16 protein-coding genes are annotated in these 15,706 nt (G+C 58.0%); 9 read left to right on the forward strand and 7 right to left on the reverse strand.

The window, feature by feature from the left end:
- From ACW5W8_RS21860 to ACW5W8_RS21895, 8 genes are all read left to right on the forward strand, one after another.
- On the forward strand, positions 1 to 651 hold a 651-nt coding region (locus ACW5W8_RS21860; protein ID WP_498630389.1), incomplete at its 5' end, for an IS1595 family transposase.
- A gap of 251 nt (positions 652 to 902) precedes the next feature.
- Complete coding sequence (locus ACW5W8_RS21865; protein WP_005338972.1) at positions 903 to 1,112, forward strand: cold-shock protein; 210 nt, start codon at positions 903 to 905, stop codon at positions 1,110 to 1,112.
- Between the two features lie 473 nt (positions 1,113 to 1,585).
- Positions 1,586 to 4,030 carry an LPS assembly protein LptD gene (gene lptD, locus ACW5W8_RS21870; protein WP_498630392.1) on the forward strand — a complete coding sequence of 815 codons (2,445 nt, stop codon included), beginning with the start codon at positions 1,586 to 1,588 and terminating at the stop codon, positions 4,028 to 4,030.
- A 26-nt stretch (positions 4,031 to 4,056) separates the two neighbouring features.
- Entirely contained in the window at positions 4,057 to 5,355 is a 1,299-nt protein-coding gene (gene surA / locus ACW5W8_RS21875; RefSeq protein ID WP_005349338.1) for a peptidylprolyl isomerase SurA, read from the forward strand.
- The gene (gene pdxA / locus ACW5W8_RS21880) at positions 5,355 to 6,350 is read left to right on the forward strand and encodes a 4-hydroxythreonine-4-phosphate dehydrogenase PdxA (protein ID WP_498630394.1); all 996 of its coding nucleotides are present in this window, start codon (positions 5,355 to 5,357) and stop codon (positions 6,348 to 6,350) included. Before surA ends, pdxA begins: the two co-directional genes overlap by 1 nt.
- A complete protein-coding gene (gene rsmA / locus ACW5W8_RS21885; RefSeq protein ID WP_040096170.1) occupies positions 6,340 to 7,152 on the forward strand; it encodes a 16S rRNA (adenine(1518)-N(6)/adenine(1519)-N(6))-dimethyltransferase RsmA in 813 nt (270 codons plus the stop codon). Before pdxA ends, rsmA begins: the two co-directional genes overlap by 11 nt.
- Before the next feature lie 4 nt (positions 7,153 to 7,156).
- Positions 7,157 to 7,519 (forward strand): Co2+/Mg2+ efflux facilitator ApaG/CorD, encoded by a 363-nt coding sequence (gene apaG / locus ACW5W8_RS21890; RefSeq protein WP_498630396.1) that lies wholly within the window; start codon positions 7,157 to 7,159, stop codon positions 7,517 to 7,519.
- A 6-nt stretch (positions 7,520 to 7,525) separates the two neighbouring features.
- Complete coding sequence (locus tag ACW5W8_RS21895) at positions 7,526 to 8,347, forward strand: symmetrical bis(5'-nucleosyl)-tetraphosphatase (protein WP_498630398.1); 822 nt, start codon at positions 7,526 to 7,528, stop codon at positions 8,345 to 8,347.
- 118 nt (positions 8,348 to 8,465) lie between these two features.
- Here the strand turns inward: ACW5W8_RS21895 and ACW5W8_RS21900 are convergent, their stop codons facing one another.
- The 6 genes from ACW5W8_RS21900 to rplU all read right to left on the reverse strand — a co-directional run bounded on the left by ACW5W8_RS21900 (position 8,466) and on the right by rplU (position 14,072).
- Complete coding sequence (locus tag ACW5W8_RS21900; RefSeq protein ID WP_498630400.1) at positions 8,466 to 8,966, reverse strand: 2TM domain-containing protein; 501 nt, start codon at positions 8,964 to 8,966, stop codon at positions 8,466 to 8,468.
- Positions 8,967 to 9,200: 234 nt separating this feature from the next.
- Positions 9,201 to 10,190, reverse strand: coding sequence for a luciferase-like monooxygenase (locus tag ACW5W8_RS21905; protein ID WP_498630402.1), 990 nt, complete (start codon positions 10,188 to 10,190; stop codon positions 9,201 to 9,203).
- Between the two features lie 163 nt (positions 10,191 to 10,353).
- Positions 10,354 to 11,724, reverse strand: coding sequence for a YjiH family protein (locus ACW5W8_RS21910; RefSeq protein WP_498630404.1), 1,371 nt, complete (start codon positions 11,722 to 11,724; stop codon positions 10,354 to 10,356).
- A 367-nt stretch (positions 11,725 to 12,091) separates the two neighbouring features.
- Positions 12,092 to 13,294 carry an Obg family GTPase CgtA gene (gene cgtA, locus ACW5W8_RS21915; RefSeq protein WP_498630406.1) on the reverse strand — a complete coding sequence of 401 codons (1,203 nt, stop codon included), beginning with the start codon at positions 13,292 to 13,294 and terminating at the stop codon, positions 12,092 to 12,094.
- A 191-nt stretch (positions 13,295 to 13,485) separates the two neighbouring features.
- Positions 13,486 to 13,743, reverse strand: a complete 258-nt coding sequence (gene rpmA / locus ACW5W8_RS21920) for a 50S ribosomal protein L27 (RefSeq protein WP_111912301.1) — start codon at positions 13,741 to 13,743, stop codon at positions 13,486 to 13,488.
- A gap of 17 nt (positions 13,744 to 13,760) precedes the next feature.
- Positions 13,761 to 14,072, reverse strand: coding sequence for a 50S ribosomal protein L21 (gene rplU, locus ACW5W8_RS21925; RefSeq protein WP_005304210.1), 312 nt, complete (start codon positions 14,070 to 14,072; stop codon positions 13,761 to 13,763).
- 242 nt (positions 14,073 to 14,314) lie between these two features.
- Between rplU and ispB the strand changes: the two genes are divergently transcribed.
- A complete protein-coding gene (gene ispB, locus ACW5W8_RS21930) occupies positions 14,315 to 15,286 on the forward strand; it encodes an octaprenyl diphosphate synthase (protein ID WP_019444890.1) in 972 nt (323 codons plus the stop codon).
- A gap of 81 nt (positions 15,287 to 15,367) precedes the next feature.
- Here the strand turns inward: ispB and ACW5W8_RS21935 are convergent, their stop codons facing one another.
- Positions 15,368 to 15,556: a DUF2065 domain-containing protein gene (locus ACW5W8_RS21935; protein ID WP_498630409.1), complete on the reverse strand. Its 189-nt coding sequence runs from the start codon at positions 15,554 to 15,556 to the stop codon at positions 15,368 to 15,370.
- Positions 15,557 to 15,706 lie beyond the last annotated feature (150 nt).

The following is a 15,706-nucleotide window of genomic DNA, read 5'->3' on the forward strand; positions in this document are numbered from 1 at the left end:
GGACTGGCCGTCCGCCAGGCAGCGCGGCGCTGTGGGGTCAGCAAAAACACCGCGTTCCTCTGGCGTCACCGCTTCTTGCGTGCCATGGCAGCTCATCAAGCCACACGGGAAGAGAGCATCGTTGAGGTTGATGAGACCTTCTTCCTTGAATCGTTCAAGGGGCAACGGGGGCTGCCGCGTCCGCCAAGGCATCGTGGTGGCAAGGGGCGAACCCGTGGAACCGGGCCGGATTACATCCCGGTGATGGTGGTGCAGGACCGTGCTGGCCACCATGCGGATTTTCAGCTGGAGAAGATAAATGCCGAGACGGTCATCGCGGTGTTGAAGCCGTTGGTGTCACCGGATGCGGTGTTGTGTAGCGATGGTGCGGGTGTGTATGCGAGTTTTAGCAAAGTGCAGGGCATAACCCATCAGGTAGTGCACAATCGCCAAGGCGAACGGGTGGTTGGTGCGTATCACATCCAGCACGTGAACGGGTATCACCATCGGTTGAAGGAGTGGATGGAGCGGTTCCATGGCGTGGCGACGCACTACCTGAAGAATTACCTGGGTTGGCGCAGGATGCTGGAGCGTTACGGGAGGGGCGTGAATATCAAAGCATGTTTGCATGAGGCGCTGGGGCACCCCATGCAACACGTAATTGGGACATAGCCTTTTTTTTCGGTCAAATATCTTCAAATAAGCTACTGACTTCACAATATTTTTAGCTTGTTCAAAAAACGAAAGGGGTCAAATTGACAAGGATCGGCGCTAACGTACAATCGTTTGTGCTTTAGACAGGGATTGTTCTACGTGCTACTGGGACAAAGAGACGTGGTCAGTCATGAGCCAACCCCTGCTTGCAAGGCAAATGCAGCCCAGCACGGGCTTAGTTTCATTTTGTTATTGATAGGATTTAGCACATGTCTGACATTCGCACCGGCCAGGTAAAATGGTTCAACGAAACCAAAGGTTTTGGCTTTATTGAACAATCCCAGGGTCCGGACGTATTCGTTCACTTCTCCTCCATCCAGAGCACCGGTTTCAAAACCCTGGCTGAAGGTCAAAAAGTCCAGTTCACTGTGACCCAGGGCAAAAAAGGCCCTCAGGCTGAGAACGTTACTCTGGTCTAAGCCCGCGCCAGTGAATCATGCAGGAGGAGCCAAGGCCCCTCCTCTTTTTTGCCCGCAATTCGCCCCCTCCTGTCCCACTTGCCCCTGAATCGCCCCGGGTTTTCTAGACTCTCTGTTGTTGAACATTGAACTGCTTCCTCTTTAAATTCAGGAGTAAATCGTGGTGTGCCCATACGCTCCGCCTATGTTCAAATTCTAGGGCAGGATCGTCTACTGGGGGGCAGTCCAGTCCCGAAAGTGGAGACGGGGAGCTTGGCGAGGGTAGCGACAACTTGATCGCTGTGTGATAGTCTTGTCGGCTGCATGGTGTGCTTTCCGTGCTATGAAATTTGACAACACACACACCCTAAGCAACTGATTTTTAATGATTAAACCAACCATTTCCCGACATGCAATGTCAACTCGATGAAACCTGTCGTAAAATGCATACCTTGGATCAACCGTATCTATCACGGATTGCACGAGTCTTTCACATGACAAAATGGACACTGGGGTACCGCTATCCCATCGCCCTGACTATCAGCCTGGCCCCCGCACTCACCCCTATGATGGTGCAGGCGGCCCCGTTCGAAGCGCCGCCAGCCACCGGCATTCTCGATAGTCTCTGCTATGACTATGTTCCCAAGATAGAGAAGCCTGCATCGGATCAGGATGCCAACGCACAGCCGGTCGAGGTTGATGCCGACCGTCTCGAAGCCAAACAGGGCGGCACCGCCGTCTATGAAGGTGACGTCAAGGTTCGTCAGGGGGTTCGCAAGTTTGACTCCGATTATGCCCAGCTCGACCAAAAGAGCCGGGATGTCATCGCCATCGGCAACATCTATTACAACGATGGTCAGGTGACCGTCACCAGCGACAAGACCCTCAAATCCAACCTGGATACCAAGAACTCCGAACTGGAAGAGGGCAAGTATCAGGTGCATGGCTCACCGGTGCGCGGCTTTGCCAAGCGCGTAGTGATGACCAACAACAACCAGAACATCACCATGGAGGGGGCCCAGTACACCACCTGCCCCCCCGGTCAGGAAGTGTGGACCCTCAAGGCGGGCAGTATCGACATCGACCAGAAAGAGGTGTTCGGCGAAGCCTGGAACGCCAGCCTCTGGCTCTATGACTACCCGGTGTTCTACTTCCCCTATATCAACTTCCCCATCAAGGATGAGCGGAAGACCGGTCTGCTTTACCCGGGTTACAAGCAGAGCTCCAGCAACGGCATGGATATCACCCAGCCCTTCTACTGGAACATTGCCCCCAACTATGATGCCACCATCACCTCCCGTTTTATGGACAAACGCGGCCTGATGGAACAGGTGGAGTTCCGCTACATGCCGGACCCCGCCCACACCGGCACCCTCTATTTTGAAAATCTGGCGGATGACAAGCAGTACAGCCCGAGCAATCCGAGTCTGGCTGGCCTGTCCGATGGCCATCGCTACCTGATGAACGTCCGACACGGCTCCGCCCTGATGGATGGCAGCCTGCGTTTTGGTATCGACTACACCCAGGTGCGCGACAAGGACTACAACTACTTCAATGACTTCAGCCCACAAGTGGGCACTCAGGTCGACAGCCAGTTGCAACAATCCTTTACCGCCGGCTACTACCAGCACAACTGGAACCTCACCTCCGAGGTGCGCCGCTACCAGATCCTGAGCCCATATGCGTTGCTGCCCCACGAGATGCTGCCGCGTATCGACTACAACTACTTCCAGCAGGGCAAGTGGTTCGATCTGGCCTGGAACAGCGAACTGACCAAGTTTGGCTATGACAGCGGCAGTGCCACTACCCAGCAAGCCGGTGAGCGCTATACCGCCACCCGTCTGCATCTGGCACCGACCCTGACCGTGCCCCTGGTGGATGCACCGGGTTACTACCTGACCAGTCAGTACAAGCTGATGTTTACCTCCTACAACCAGGAGGTACCCGATAATCTGGTTAGCCAGGACCGCAGCCGCTTCACCGATGCAGACAGCAAACAGCTGACCCTGAAAGAGGGCACCATTACTCGTACTCTGCCCTCCTTCCGCCTCAAGGGGGGCGTCAACTTCGATCGGCCGCTCGACTGGTATGATGGCAAGGGCACCCAAACCCTGGAACCCGAGTTCCAGTACCTCTATATCCCTTACAAAAATCAGGACGAAATCGGGATCTACGACTCCACCACCACCCGTCAGGATTACTACAGCCTGTTCAGTGATCGCCGCTTTGCCGGTCTCGACCGCATTAGCGATGCCAACCGGGTCACCGTTGGCCTGACCAGCCGGGTCTATGACAATGTGGGTGATGAACGGTTGCGTCTGGCGGTGGCCCAGGCCTTTGAGATGACGCCACCCAAGGTGCGCCTCTACCCTTCAAATCCGGAAAGCACCAACGCCCGCTCCCTGCTCTCGTTCGAGGGGGATGCCCGGATCACCGATGAGTGGTTTGCCCACGCGGGAACCCAGTACGATACCTCCGAGGGTGAATTTACGGCTGGCAACGGTGCAGTCGAGTACCGGACCGGCAAGCTGACCACTCAGGTCAACTACCGCTACATCAAGGATGGCAACCTGGACTATCGCTACCCGACCAACACGGCACTGGCAGAAGATCTGAGCCAGGCGGGTCTGGTGATGATGGCGCCGATCGCCGATCAGTGGCAGATGTATGGTGGTTACTACCGTGACATCAAGCAGGATGTGAACATTGACCGCAAGATCGGTGTCAAATACGACTCCTGCTGCTGGAGCATCAACATGAGCCTGGAGTGGCACAATCAGCCGGACAACGTCACCCTGAAGCCCACTTCGGAAAAAGTCATTGGTCTGCAGTTTGAAATGAAGGGACTTGGCAGCGTGGGTACCGGTGGCCGCAGCGTCACACTGGATACCGAGCTGTTGCCCTATGTTCGCCCGTTTAATCTGAAAGACCAGCAATGATGCTGGTCCAGCCTTGAGAGATGGATATGAAAAAGACCCTGATTGCCCTGCTGACCGCGGGAATGTTCGGTGCCATGAGCCAGGCCGCACTGGCTGCGCCCGAGCTGATGGACAAGGTGCTGGCCGTGGTCAATAAGGACGTGGTGCTGTCCAGCCAACAGGACGCACTGGTCAACAAGGTAAAACTCTCCGCTCAGGAGAGCGGCCAGTCCCTGCCTGACGACGCCACCCTGCGCAAACAGGCGCTCGACCGTCTGATCCAAGAGAGCCTGCAGCTGCAACTGGCGGAGCGCCAGGGGCTGAAGATCAGCGACACACAGCTGGAACAGGCTATTCAGGGCATCGCCGCCGACAACAAGATGACCCTGGATCAGCTGCGGGCCCAGCTCGCCCGTGAAGGGATGACCTATGCCCAGTATCGGGAAGAGGTTCGCCGCGAGATCCTGATGAACGAAGTGCGCCGCAATCAGGTGCGCCGCCGTATCAACATCTCCGAGCAGGAGGTGAAGCAGGTGGTGGAGATCCTGAAGAAACAGGGTCAACAGCAGAACGAATACCACGTCGGCCATATCCAGATTGCCCTGCCGGACAACCCCACTGCCGCCCAGCTGGATGCCGCCAAGAGCAAGATCGAGCGCATTCTGGCCGCCCTCAAGCAAGGTGCAGACTTCCGCAAACTGGCCATTGCCGAGAGTAACGGTCCCAAGGCGCTGGAAGGGGGGGATTGGGGCTGGATGAGCCCGCAAGAGATGCCGACCCTGATGGCGGAAGCGGTACAGGGTGCCAAAAAGGGTGACATCGTCGGCCCGCTGCGCTCCGGCGCCGGCCTGCACATCGTCAAGGTGTTCGACACCAAGGGTCAGCAGCAAGTGATGCAGACCGAGGTGAAGGCCCGTCACATCCTGATCAAGCCCTCCATCATCCTGAGCGAAGAGAAAGCCAAGGGGATGCTGGACGGCATTCTGCACGACATCAAGAGCGGCAAGGCCAGCTTCGCCAGCATGGCGGAGAAGTACTCCGAAGACCCGGGCTCTGCGGTGCAGGGTGGCGAACTGGGCTGGTCTGATCCCAACGTCTATGTCCCCGAGTTCCGCGACATGGTCAACCGTCTGCAACCGGGCCAGATCAGTGCCCCGTTCCGCACCAGCCACGGCTGGCACATCGTGCAGGTGGAAGATCGCCGCAGCCAGGATGCGACCGACAAGGCTCAGGAGCAGCGCGCCTACCAGCTGATCTACAACCGTCGCTTCGTGGAAGAGTCCCAGGCGTGGCTGGATGAGCTGCGTGACGAGGCCTACATCCAGATCGAAGGCGCCGGTAGCTGATGAGCTGCCGTCGCCTTGCCGTTACCCCGGGCGAGCCGGCCGGGATCGGCCCGGATCTGGTGCTGCAGATTGCCCGGCAGGATTGGCCCCACCAGTTAGTGGTGATCGCCGATCCGATGCTGCTACGCGAGCGGGCAACCTTGCTTGGGCTGCCCATCGAGCTTGAGCCCTACGATGCCGCCGCCCCTGCTCATCCGCAGCGGGCGGGCACCCTGACCATCTGTCCGGTCACCCTCGGCGCCTCTGTGGTGCCGGGCGAGCTGAACGAAGGCAATGGCGCCTATGTACTGGCTACCCTGCAGCGCGCCTGTGATGGCAACATGAGCGGCGAATTTGCCGCCGTGGTGACCGGGCCGGTGCACAAGGGGATCATCAACCAGGCCGGGGTCTCGTTCAGCGGCCACACCGAGTTCTTTGCCCAGCAATCCAACACCGCAGATGTGGTGATGATGCTGGCAACCGAGGGGCTGCGGGTCGCGCTGGCAACCACCCATATTCCGCTGGCCTATGTGGCGATGGCCATCACCGAGGATCGCCTCGGCAAGGTGATCCGGATTCTAAATGAGGATCTCGCCACCAAGTTTGGCATCGCCAAACCCCGTATTTACGTCTGCGGCCTCAACCCCCATGCGGGGGAAGGTGGCCATCTTGGACGTGAAGAGATTGACGTGATCGAACCCGCCCTGGCCACCCTGCGCCAGGAAGGGATCGATCTGGTCGGCCCGTTGCCGGCCGACACCCTGTTCCAGGATAAATACCTCAAGGATGCGGATGCGGTACTCGCCATGTACCACGACCAGGGGCTGCCCGTGCTCAAATACAAGGGCTTTGGCAGTTCGGTCAATATCACCCTGGGGCTTCCCTTCATCCGCACTTCGGTGGATCACGGCACCGCGCTGGATCTGGCAGGCAAGGGCCTGGCGGATCCGGGCAGCCTTGTCACCGCGATTAACCACGCCATCAAGATGGTAGAGAAAAAAAGATATGAGCAGTAAGGTGCACATGGGCCACACGGCCCGTAAGCGTTTCGGTCAGAACTTCTTGCACGACCGGTATGTGATCGATCAGATCGTCGCCGCCATCAACCCGCAGCCGGGCCAAAACCTGGTGGAGATCGGCCCGGGTCTGGCCGCGCTGACCGAGCCGGTCGCCTCTCAGATGGACAAAATGACCGTGGTCGAACTGGACCGGGACCTGGCAGCTCGCCTGCGCGAGCACCCGACCCTCAAGGAGAAGCTGACCGTGATTGAGGCCGATGCCATGCGCTTCGACTTCAGCACCCTGATGGGAGAAGGCAAGGGGCCGCTGCGCATCTTCGGCAACCTGCCCTACAATATCTCCACCCCGCTCATCTTCCACCTGTGCGAGTTCGCCGACCGGGTTGAAGACATGCACTTCATGCTGCAGAAGGAAGTGGTGTTGCGTCTGGCCGCCGGCCCCGGCAGCAAGGCCTATGGCCGTCTGAGTGTGATGACCCAGTACTACTGCCAAGTAGTGCCGGTGCTGGAAGTGGGCCCGGGCGCCTTCAAACCGGCGCCGAAAGTGGACTCTGCCGTAGTTCGCCTGATCCCGCACAAGAACCCGACCATCGTCGCGAAAGACATTCGTTGTCTGAATCGCGTCTGTACCGAGGGCTTTGGCCAGCGTCGCAAGACCATCCGCAACAGCTTCTCCAACTTCATCACCGACGCCCAGCTGACCGAGCTTGGTATCGATGGCAACCTGCGCCCGGAGAATCTCTCCCTCGAGCAGTTTGTCATGATCGCCAACTGGCTGGCGGATCAGCCAAAGGCCTGATCCTGTGGCGCTCCCGCACATCATTGTCCGCCCATACCCCTCGTATGTGGCGGATAGCAAAGACCCCTACCAGTTTCACTATCTGATCGAGATTGAGAATCTGGGGCCCGGCCCGGCGCAACTGCTGCATCGGCGCTGGCTCATCACCGATGCCAATGGCAAGATGCTGGAAGTGGCAGGCCCGGGCGTGGTCGGGGAACAACCCGTCATTGCCGAAGGTGAGACCTACCGCTACCAGAGCGGCGTGCCGCTGGCGACCCCGCTTGGGGTGATGGAAGGGAGCTATACCCTGCAAGATGGCTCTGGTCAGCAGTTCGAGGCGCCCATCGCCCCCTTCACGCTGGCCATCCCCAACATTATCAACTGAGGTTTCATGGCGAACTGTTTTGTCGGTGACATCCAGGGCTGTTACGACGACTTGCGCCGTCTGCTGGATCTTGCCGCGTTCGATCCCGAAAATGACGCGCTCTGGCTCTGCGGCGATCTGGTCGCCCGCGGCCCGGACTCCCTCAATACCCTGCGTTTTGTCAAAGGGCTGGGCAACCGCGCCGTTACCGTGCTCGGCAACCACGACCTGCACCTGCTGGCGGTCGCCGATGGCGTTGCACCGCTCAAGAAGAAAGACAAGCTGCAAAGCCTGATGGATGCCCCTGATCGGGATGAACTGCTGGAGTGGCTGCGCCACCGCCCGCTACTGGCCGAACATCCGGATCTGCCCATCATGATGGTGCATGCCGGGATCTCCCCCGCATGGGATGTCCGCACCGCGCGCAACTGCGCCCGCGAGGTAGAGAGCCTGCTACGCGGTGACCAGTACAGCTGGCTGCTGCACAACATGTACGGCGACCAGCCCGATGGCTGGAAAGATGATCTGGTCGGGATCGATCGCTACCGCTACATCGTCAACACCTTCACCCGGATGCGCTTCTGCTATTTCGACGGTCGTCTCGACTTCAAATGCAAGAAGGGTCCCAAGGAGTCGACCCCGGGCCTGCGCCCCTGGTTCGAGCAGCGCGAGCATCACGTGGATGACCCCATTCTGGTGTTCGGCCACTGGGCGGCCCTGATGGGCAACACCGGCAAGAGCGACATCAAGGCACTCGATACCGGCTGTGTCTGGGGCAACAGCCTCACCCTGTGGCGCTACGAAGATGATGCCCTGATCGCAACCCCCTGCCCGGTTCACGCCAGCTAGGGACTACGTAGCAATCAGGCGGTCGCAGCCGCACGGATTGCCAAGACCCGCATCAATAACAAAGCCCGGCAACCTGCCGGGCTTTCTGTTTTTCCCTCAGTGTTCCAGGCGGATAACATTACAACTTGCGCCCCAGCCGCTTCTCGATCTGGCGCAGCTCCCACTCCGGGCCAAACAGCTTGAAGGGCTGAAATACCCGAATGGCATGGGAGGCGAGCCCCAATCCCCACCCCAGTGCTGGCCACCAGGCCCAGATGTACTCCGGATTGCTCAGGTAGTTGATGACAAACAGCCCGCAAATCACCACCACATAGCTGGCGACATGGTGATAAAAGCCCTTGAGCGCCTCCACATAGCGCATGGCTGCCCGCTCCTCGGCCGATACCTGCAACGCATCCTGATCCATAGTGTCACTTCCTCTCATCTCGCGCTCCCGTTGCTCTGACCCATCCAGTTGAGCCACATCGAGTTCAAAGACAGAGGCCAGGGCCTTGAGAGATTCCAGTCCGGGTTGCTGCCCCTGCTCGAGCCGCTGGATAGTGCGAACACTCAAACCAGTCATCGTCGCCAACTGATCCTGGGACCAACCCCGTTGCAATCTCAACTTCCTGACGATCATCTCGAACTCCTTGTGGTAATTGACAGGGCCAGCATACGGGCTCAGATGTGACAAGCGACACGACAGATGCCTGACATAAACCTGACTTTCCTTTTAAATCAACACATTAATCTCATCGTCTCTGTCGTTTTCAAGCACAGCCTGTGAGCACTGCAGACAGATATCGGTCACCCGACAGCAACCCGACAAACGCTATCTATTCAAGATAGCGTTTACCGAGGCTCAAACCATGGATTAAAGACCCTGCATAAGCTCGGCGGCGATCTCGAAAGAACGCAACCGGGCCTGATGGTCGACGATGGGGCCATTGAACATCAGCTCATCGGCACGGGTTTCCGCCAGCAGCGCCTTGAGACCGTGACGAACCTGCTCCGGGTCGCCCACCAGAGAGCGGGCCAGAGTCTGCTCCATCGCCATCAGCTCACGGGGCGCCCACTCGTCGCCAAGCTGGACGACCGGCGCGGGCAGCTTGCCCGCATCACCGCGATGCAGGCGCAAAAACTGCTGCTGCACGGTAGTGAACTGAAAGCGGGCCTCCCGCTCGCTGTCGGCGGCGATCATATTGATACAGACCACCGCATGGGGCTTGAGCCAGCGAACGGAGGGGCGATACTGGCTGCGGTAGATCTCCAGCGCCTGCAGCAACATGGCAGGGGCGAAATGGGAGGCAAAACCGAACGGCAAGCCCATCGCCGCTGCAAGTTGCGCGCTGTAGAGGCTGGAGCCCAGCAGCCAGATGGGTAGATGCAGCCCCTGGCCGGGTACCGCCTGCACCACGCCGATCTCGTCGCCAAAGTAGCTCATCAGCTCACGCACATCGGCTGGAAAATCATCCACCTCGCTGCTGCGCATTCGCCGCAGCGCCCGCATGGTGCGCTGATCGGTCCCGGGGGCGCGGCCAAGGCCAAGGTCGATGCGGTCGGGATAGAGCGAAGCCAAAGTGCCAAACTGCTCGGCAATCACCAGTGGCGAGTGGTTCGGCAGCATGATGCCACCCGCCCCGATCCGCAGAGTGGTGGTGGCTTCGGCCAGATGGCCGATCAGCACCGAGGTAGCGGCACTGGCAATGCCCGGCATGTTGTGGTGCTCAGCCAGCCAGTAGCGGCGGTAGCCCCAACGCTCGGCATGTTGCGCCAGATCGCGCGAATGGCGGAACGATTCGACAGGATGGGAACCCTCGGCAACCGGCACCAGATCGAGAAGGGAATAGGGGATGGCAGACATAAATACACTCCGTTGCATCACAATTTGCTAACAGAGGGGCACTCTATCATGAGATGTTCGAACGAAACACATTTGCCCTTGCTGGCATGACGGGCGACCTCATGCGCCGGATGCAAAAAGGCCACCCCGCAGCGGGATGGCCTTTGTCACCACGACGACGTGATCAGAACAGCAGGTGTGCCACTACGGCGATCACCGGCAAGGTGACCAGGGTGCGCAGCAGGAAGATGACGAACAGCTCCCACAGCTTGACCGGGATCTTGCTGCCCAGCAGCAGCGCGCCCACTTCCGACATATAGATCAGCTGGGTCACCGACATAGCGGCAATCACGAAGCGGGTCATCTCGCTCTCGATGGTCGAGGCCAGCACCGCCGGAATGAACATGTCGGCAAAACCGACCATGATGGTCTTGGAAGCCGCTTCCGCCTCCGGCAGTTGCAGCAGCTCCAGCAAGGGGACGAACGGGGCGCCAAGCCAGTTGAAGATCGGGGTATGTTCGGCCAGCATCAGGGCACAGGTGCCGATCGCCATCACCACCGGCAACACGCCAAACACCATATCCAGCGCATTCTTCACCCCTTCCCGCGCGACGGCACCGAGATCAGTCATGCTGTCAGCCTTGGTCAGGGCACGCTCGAAGCCATAGCTCATCACGCTGTGCTGGTGTGGTACCGCCTCCTGCTTGCGGCACAGGGGAGTACCATCGGCATAGATGTCCTTCTTCCAGCAGAGCGGTGGCAGACGCGGCACCACGATGGCGGCAACCACACCCGCCAGACAGACGGTCAGGTAGAAGGGAACAAACATGTGCTCCAGCTTCACCTGGGAGATCACAACCAGACAGAAGGTGATGGAGACGGCGGAGAAGGTAGTGCCAATCACTGCAGCTTCACGCTGGGTATAGAACTTCCCTTCGTACTGCTTGCTGGTCAGCAGGATGCCAACGCTGCCATCGCCAAGCCAGGAGGCAAAGCAGTCCACTGCGGAGCGACCCGGCAACCGGAAGACCGGACGCATGATGCGGGTCATCATGGTGCCGACAAATTCCAGAAGTCCGAAATCGAGCAGCAACGGCAGCAGCAGGCCGGCAAAAATGAAGACCGAGAACAGCACCGGCAGCAGATCGTTGAGCACCAGTCCACCGGTTGCGCCCGAGTAAAGCACCTCTGGCCCCGCCTGAAAGAAGGTCAGCAGCACGAAGATACCGCCCAAGACCCGCACGCAGGCCCAGAAAGGGGAGACATTGAACAGGCTGTTGAGGAAAGGACGGCGTACCAGAATCGCCGGTTTGAACAACCAGGCGATCAGCGTCATCAGCATGGTGGTGGTGATCACTGCGCTGACCATGGCGACCAGATAATCGACAAATACCCGCTGCACCAGCTTGGCCAGCACAGCCACCGGGATGGTGACGTTACCGTCATAGACAACCGGTGTCATAAACAGCAGGATCCCGATGAGTGACGGAACCAGAAACATCAACAAGTTACGGCGGGTATTGACCGCAGGTGCTTCGAGACTCTTTTCCAACATGATATGACTGCCCTAATGTTACTTTTCCCTAGCCCGGCCAACCTGCGTATTCATGCATTCACCGGCAAAAACGGGCGCAAGAATACTCTAAAAAAATGCACAAACAAGCTTTTAATGGAGAAATTTGCGCATAAATATTTTCACAGGTAAACCTTCCATCAAAACAACCGGATACAGCAACGCATATCGATTCAATCGACATCGCCAGATGATTGTTTCGTTATTGTTAATTTAGGTGGGCAGTATAATCGGTTATCAATGGCAGGCAATAAATGACATCACAAATATACCTAATGAGTGGCTGCTCGATAGATATAAAAAAACCGGAGCCTGTTCAGGCTCCGGTTTTCAATGAGAGTGACGAGGATCAGTCGCGCACGTAGATGACTTCAACACCGTCATCTTCGTCGTCATCCCAATCGTCATCATCAAGCCCTTCATCGAAGGCCACGGAAGCTGCCAGCGCTTCGGCTTCAGCCTGAGCCAGCTGGTTCTTGTGGTAGTCGTCCCACTTGAACTCGACCTTCTCGATCGCCTCTTTGGCATCCTGCTCCAGTTGACGGGGCATGGTATCCAGCAGATCCAGAATGTCGTAGCAGACCTTCTTGGTCCCTTCCTTGCTGATGGCGGTAATCGCGTAGACCGGCCCTTCATGGTTGAGGGCGGCTTTAACCCGATCCATCACTTCCTGGGCTTCTTCTTCCAGGATCAGATCCATCTTGTTGAACACCAGCCAGCGCGGCTTGCCTGCCAGCTCGGGGCTGTACTTTTCCAGCTCCTTGACGATGGTCACGGCATTCTCTGCCGGATCAGAGCCATCGATCGGGCAGATGTCTACCAGATGGAGCAACACGCGGCAACGCTCGAGGTGCTTCAGGAAGCGAATACCGAGGCCTGCGCCTTCGGCTGCACCCTCGATCAGACCCGGAATATCCGCGATCACGAAGGAGCGGGAGTTCTCGCCACGCACCACACCCAGATTCGGAACCAGGGTGGTGAAGGGATAATCAGCCACTTTCGGGCGAGCGGCGGAAACGGCGCGGATAAAGGTGGACTTGCCCGCGTTGGGCAGACCCAGCATGCCGACGTCGGCCAGCAGCAACAGCTCCAGCTTCAGGGTACGCACTTCACCCGGAGTACCGTTGCTCTTCTGGCGCGGAGCACGGTTGACGGAGCTCTTGAAGCGGGTGTTGCCCAGACCGTGGAAACCACCCTTGGCAACCATCAGCTTCTGACCATGACTGGTCAAGTCGCCCAGTCGCTCACCGGTATCCTCGTCGCTGGCGCGAGTACCGACAGGAACACGCAGGACCTTGTCCTTGCCACGATGGCCAGTACAGTTGGCACTGCGACCATTCTCGCCACGCTCGGCGGCATGGAAACGCTCAAAACGGTAATCGATCAGGGTGTTGAGGTTTTCGTCGGCCAGCAGATAGACATCACCGCCATCGCCACCATCACCGCCATCCGGACCACCGTTGGGAACATACAGCTCCCGGCGAAAACTGACACAACCGTTACCACCGTCACCGGCATCGACTCGAATCTGGACTTCATCAACAAACTTCATAGGTAACCGTCACCTTAATTCGAAAAACCGATACGCAATTATAGTGGTACAGACCCCTGCGGGCGATACGCATCTTGGCAATCCACGCTCCTGTCGGAGCCCGGGTCATCTGCGTTCCGTTTTTTCGTCAGCTATTCAGAAAAACAAAAGCCCCGCCTGTTGGCGGGGCTTCGGATCCTTGCGGTCCGTAATTACTCAGCAATGATGCTAACGTACTTACGATTCAGCGGACCTTTAACTTCGAACAGGATCTTGCCAGTTGCTTTCGCGTACAGGGTGTGATCGGTGCCCAGACCAACGTTGGTGCCGGCGTGGAACTTGGTGCCACGTTGACGAACGATGATGCTACCAGCCAGAACTGTTTCGCCACCGAAACGCTTCACGCCCAGGCGTTTAGCTTCAGAATCGCGACCGTTGCGGGATGAACCGCCAGCTTTTTTGTGTGCCATTTATCGGACTCCTCTAATTAAGCGCTGATGCCAGTGATTTTGACTTCAGTGAACCACTGACGGTGGCCCGCTTGCTTACGATGGTGCTTACGACGACGGAACTTGACGATAGTCACTTTCTCGCCACGGCCGTGAGCCACAACTTCAGCTACAACCTTGCCACCTTCAACGAAAGGAGCACCTACTTTAAAAGTGTCGCCTGCAGCAACCATCAGAACTTCGTTGAAGTCGATGGTAGCGCCAGTCTCAACGTTCAGCTTTTCCAGACGAACGATTTGACCTTCGGCCACACGGTGTTGTTTTCCGCCGCTTTGGAATACCGCGTACATTTGATTAACTCCGTAAAGGCATGTCTTTTGCTCAAGGCTAGACATGCGCAAAAACCTATAACAATGGGCGGGCATTCTACGCAAATCGATCTGCTCAGGCAAGGCCAATTTAGCAAAAAGTTTATTTTGTGCGCATATCTGCCGCCGTGGATAAACGCCTAACTGTAACCCATTGTGAAATCGTGTAGAATCCCTGCCATTACTAAAATCGCAGTTATTGCTGCTGTCACGTTACGAGACTTATGGACCAACAGACTATCCGTGCGCTCTGTGCCGCCGACATGACGGCGGTCAATGAACTGATCCTGGCCCGACTCCAGTCCGACGTTAGTCTGATTAATCAGCTGGGTTTCTACATTGTCAGCGCCGGCGGGAAACGGATGCGCCCCATGCTGACCGTGATGGCTGCGCGTGCGCTGGGCTATGAGGGTGAGGATCACCTGAAACTGGCCGCCATCATCGAATTCATTCACACCTCTACCCTGCTGCATGACGACGTGGTCGATGAATCCGACCTGCGCCGCGGCCGGGAGACCGCCAACGCCATGTTTGGCAATGCCGCAAGCGTCTTGGTCGGTGACTACCTCTATAGCCGCTCCTTCCAGATGATGGCCGAACTCTCCAACCTGCGGGTGATGGAGATCCTGTCGGATGCCACCAACACCATCGCCGAAGGAGAAGTGTTGCAACTGATGAACTGCAACGATCCGGATACCACCGAAGAGAGCTACATGACGGTCATCTACTGCAAGACCGCCAAGCTGTTTGAAGCCGCCACCCGACTCGCCGCCGTGCTGACCCATCAGCCCGAGCCCGTCGAACAGGCCATGACCGATTACGGCAAGTATCTGGGCACCGCGTTCCAGATCATCGATGATGTGATGGACTACTGCTCCCAGAGCGAAGAGATGGGCAAGAACGTCGGTGACGATCTGGCCGAAGGCAAGCCGACCCTGCCGCTGCTGCGCGCCATGGAAGTGGGTACGCCGGAAGAGCGCCAGCTGGTGCGCGATGCCATCGAGCACCGCAACGGCATGGAGCATCTTGAGCAGATCCTTGGCATTCTCGACCGCACTGGCGCGCTGGAGTACTCCCGCATGCGTGCCCGTGAAGAGGCTGACAAGGCCATTGCCGCCCTCGCCATTCTGCCGGACTCCCCGCACAAGCAAGCACTGGAAACACTGGCCCACATGGCCGTGCAGCGCAGTGCCTGAGAAAACGACATGCATGGAAAAAGAGGCCTTCGGCCTCTTTTTTATTGTCTGCTATCTGCTGGACAGTGCATTGCGCCAGACTCAGCGACTCAGCATCCAGAGGATCACGCTACCCGCCACCACTAGCGAGCCGCCGATACGGCGCAACTGCTCCGGTGGCTGATCGCTCAGTAACCGCAACATCTGCAGCCATGCCCTGGGCATCAACAGCGGGCCGAACCCCTCGAACAACAGCAGCAATCCCAACCCCATCAGCATGGATGTCAGCATCCGACCTCCTTCAATGCAACCCGCCATCCGGGTCGACGGCTGGCATTGGCACCAAAAACAAAAGGCTATGTCCCAATTACGTGTTGCATGGGGTGTCCCAGCGCCTCATGCATACACGCTTTGATATTCACCTCCTTCCCGTAACGCTCC

The sequence above is a fragment of the Aeromonas aquatilis genome, from assembly GCF_054052405.1.

Bases quoted from the DNA above. Each gene is read 5' to 3' on its own strand.
- rplU (WP_005304210.1), bottom strand. From the start codon at position 14,072: ATGTACGCGGTATTCCAAAGCGGCGGAAAACAACACCGTGTGGCCGAA.
- ispB (WP_019444890.1), top strand. From the start codon at position 14,315: ATGGACCAACAGACTATCCGTGCGCTCTGTGCCGCCGACATGACGGCG.
- ACW5W8_RS21935 (WP_498630409.1), bottom strand. From the start codon at position 15,556: ATGCTGACATCCATGCTGATGGGGTTGGGATTGCTGCTGTTGTTCGAG.
- lptD (WP_498630392.1), top strand. From the start codon at position 1,586: ATGACAAAATGGACACTGGGGTACCGCTATCCCATCGCCCTGACTATC.
- ACW5W8_RS21905 (WP_498630402.1), bottom strand. From the start codon at position 10,190: ATGTCTGCCATCCCCTATTCCCTTCTCGATCTGGTGCCGGTTGCCGAG.
- pdxA (WP_498630394.1), top strand. From the start codon at position 5,355: ATGAGCTGCCGTCGCCTTGCCGTTACCCCGGGCGAGCCGGCCGGGATC.
- surA (WP_005349338.1), top strand. From the start codon at position 4,057: ATGAAAAAGACCCTGATTGCCCTGCTGACCGCGGGAATGTTCGGTGCC.
- ACW5W8_RS21910 (WP_498630404.1), bottom strand. From the start codon at position 11,724: ATGTTGGAAAAGAGTCTCGAAGCACCTGCGGTCAATACCCGCCGTAAC.
- ACW5W8_RS21895 (WP_498630398.1), top strand. From the start codon at position 7,526: ATGGCGAACTGTTTTGTCGGTGACATCCAGGGCTGTTACGACGACTTG.
- rpmA (WP_111912301.1), bottom strand. From the start codon at position 13,743: ATGGCACACAAAAAAGCTGGCGGTTCATCCCGCAACGGTCGCGATTCT.
- ACW5W8_RS21865 (WP_005338972.1), top strand. From the start codon at position 903: ATGTCTGACATTCGCACCGGCCAGGTAAAATGGTTCAACGAAACCAAA.
- rsmA (WP_040096170.1), top strand. From the start codon at position 6,340: ATGAGCAGTAAGGTGCACATGGGCCACACGGCCCGTAAGCGTTTCGGT.
- cgtA (WP_498630406.1), bottom strand. From the start codon at position 13,294: ATGAAGTTTGTTGATGAAGTCCAGATTCGAGTCGATGCCGGTGACGGT.
- ACW5W8_RS21900 (WP_498630400.1), bottom strand. From the start codon at position 8,966: ATGATCGTCAGGAAGTTGAGATTGCAACGGGGTTGGTCCCAGGATCAG.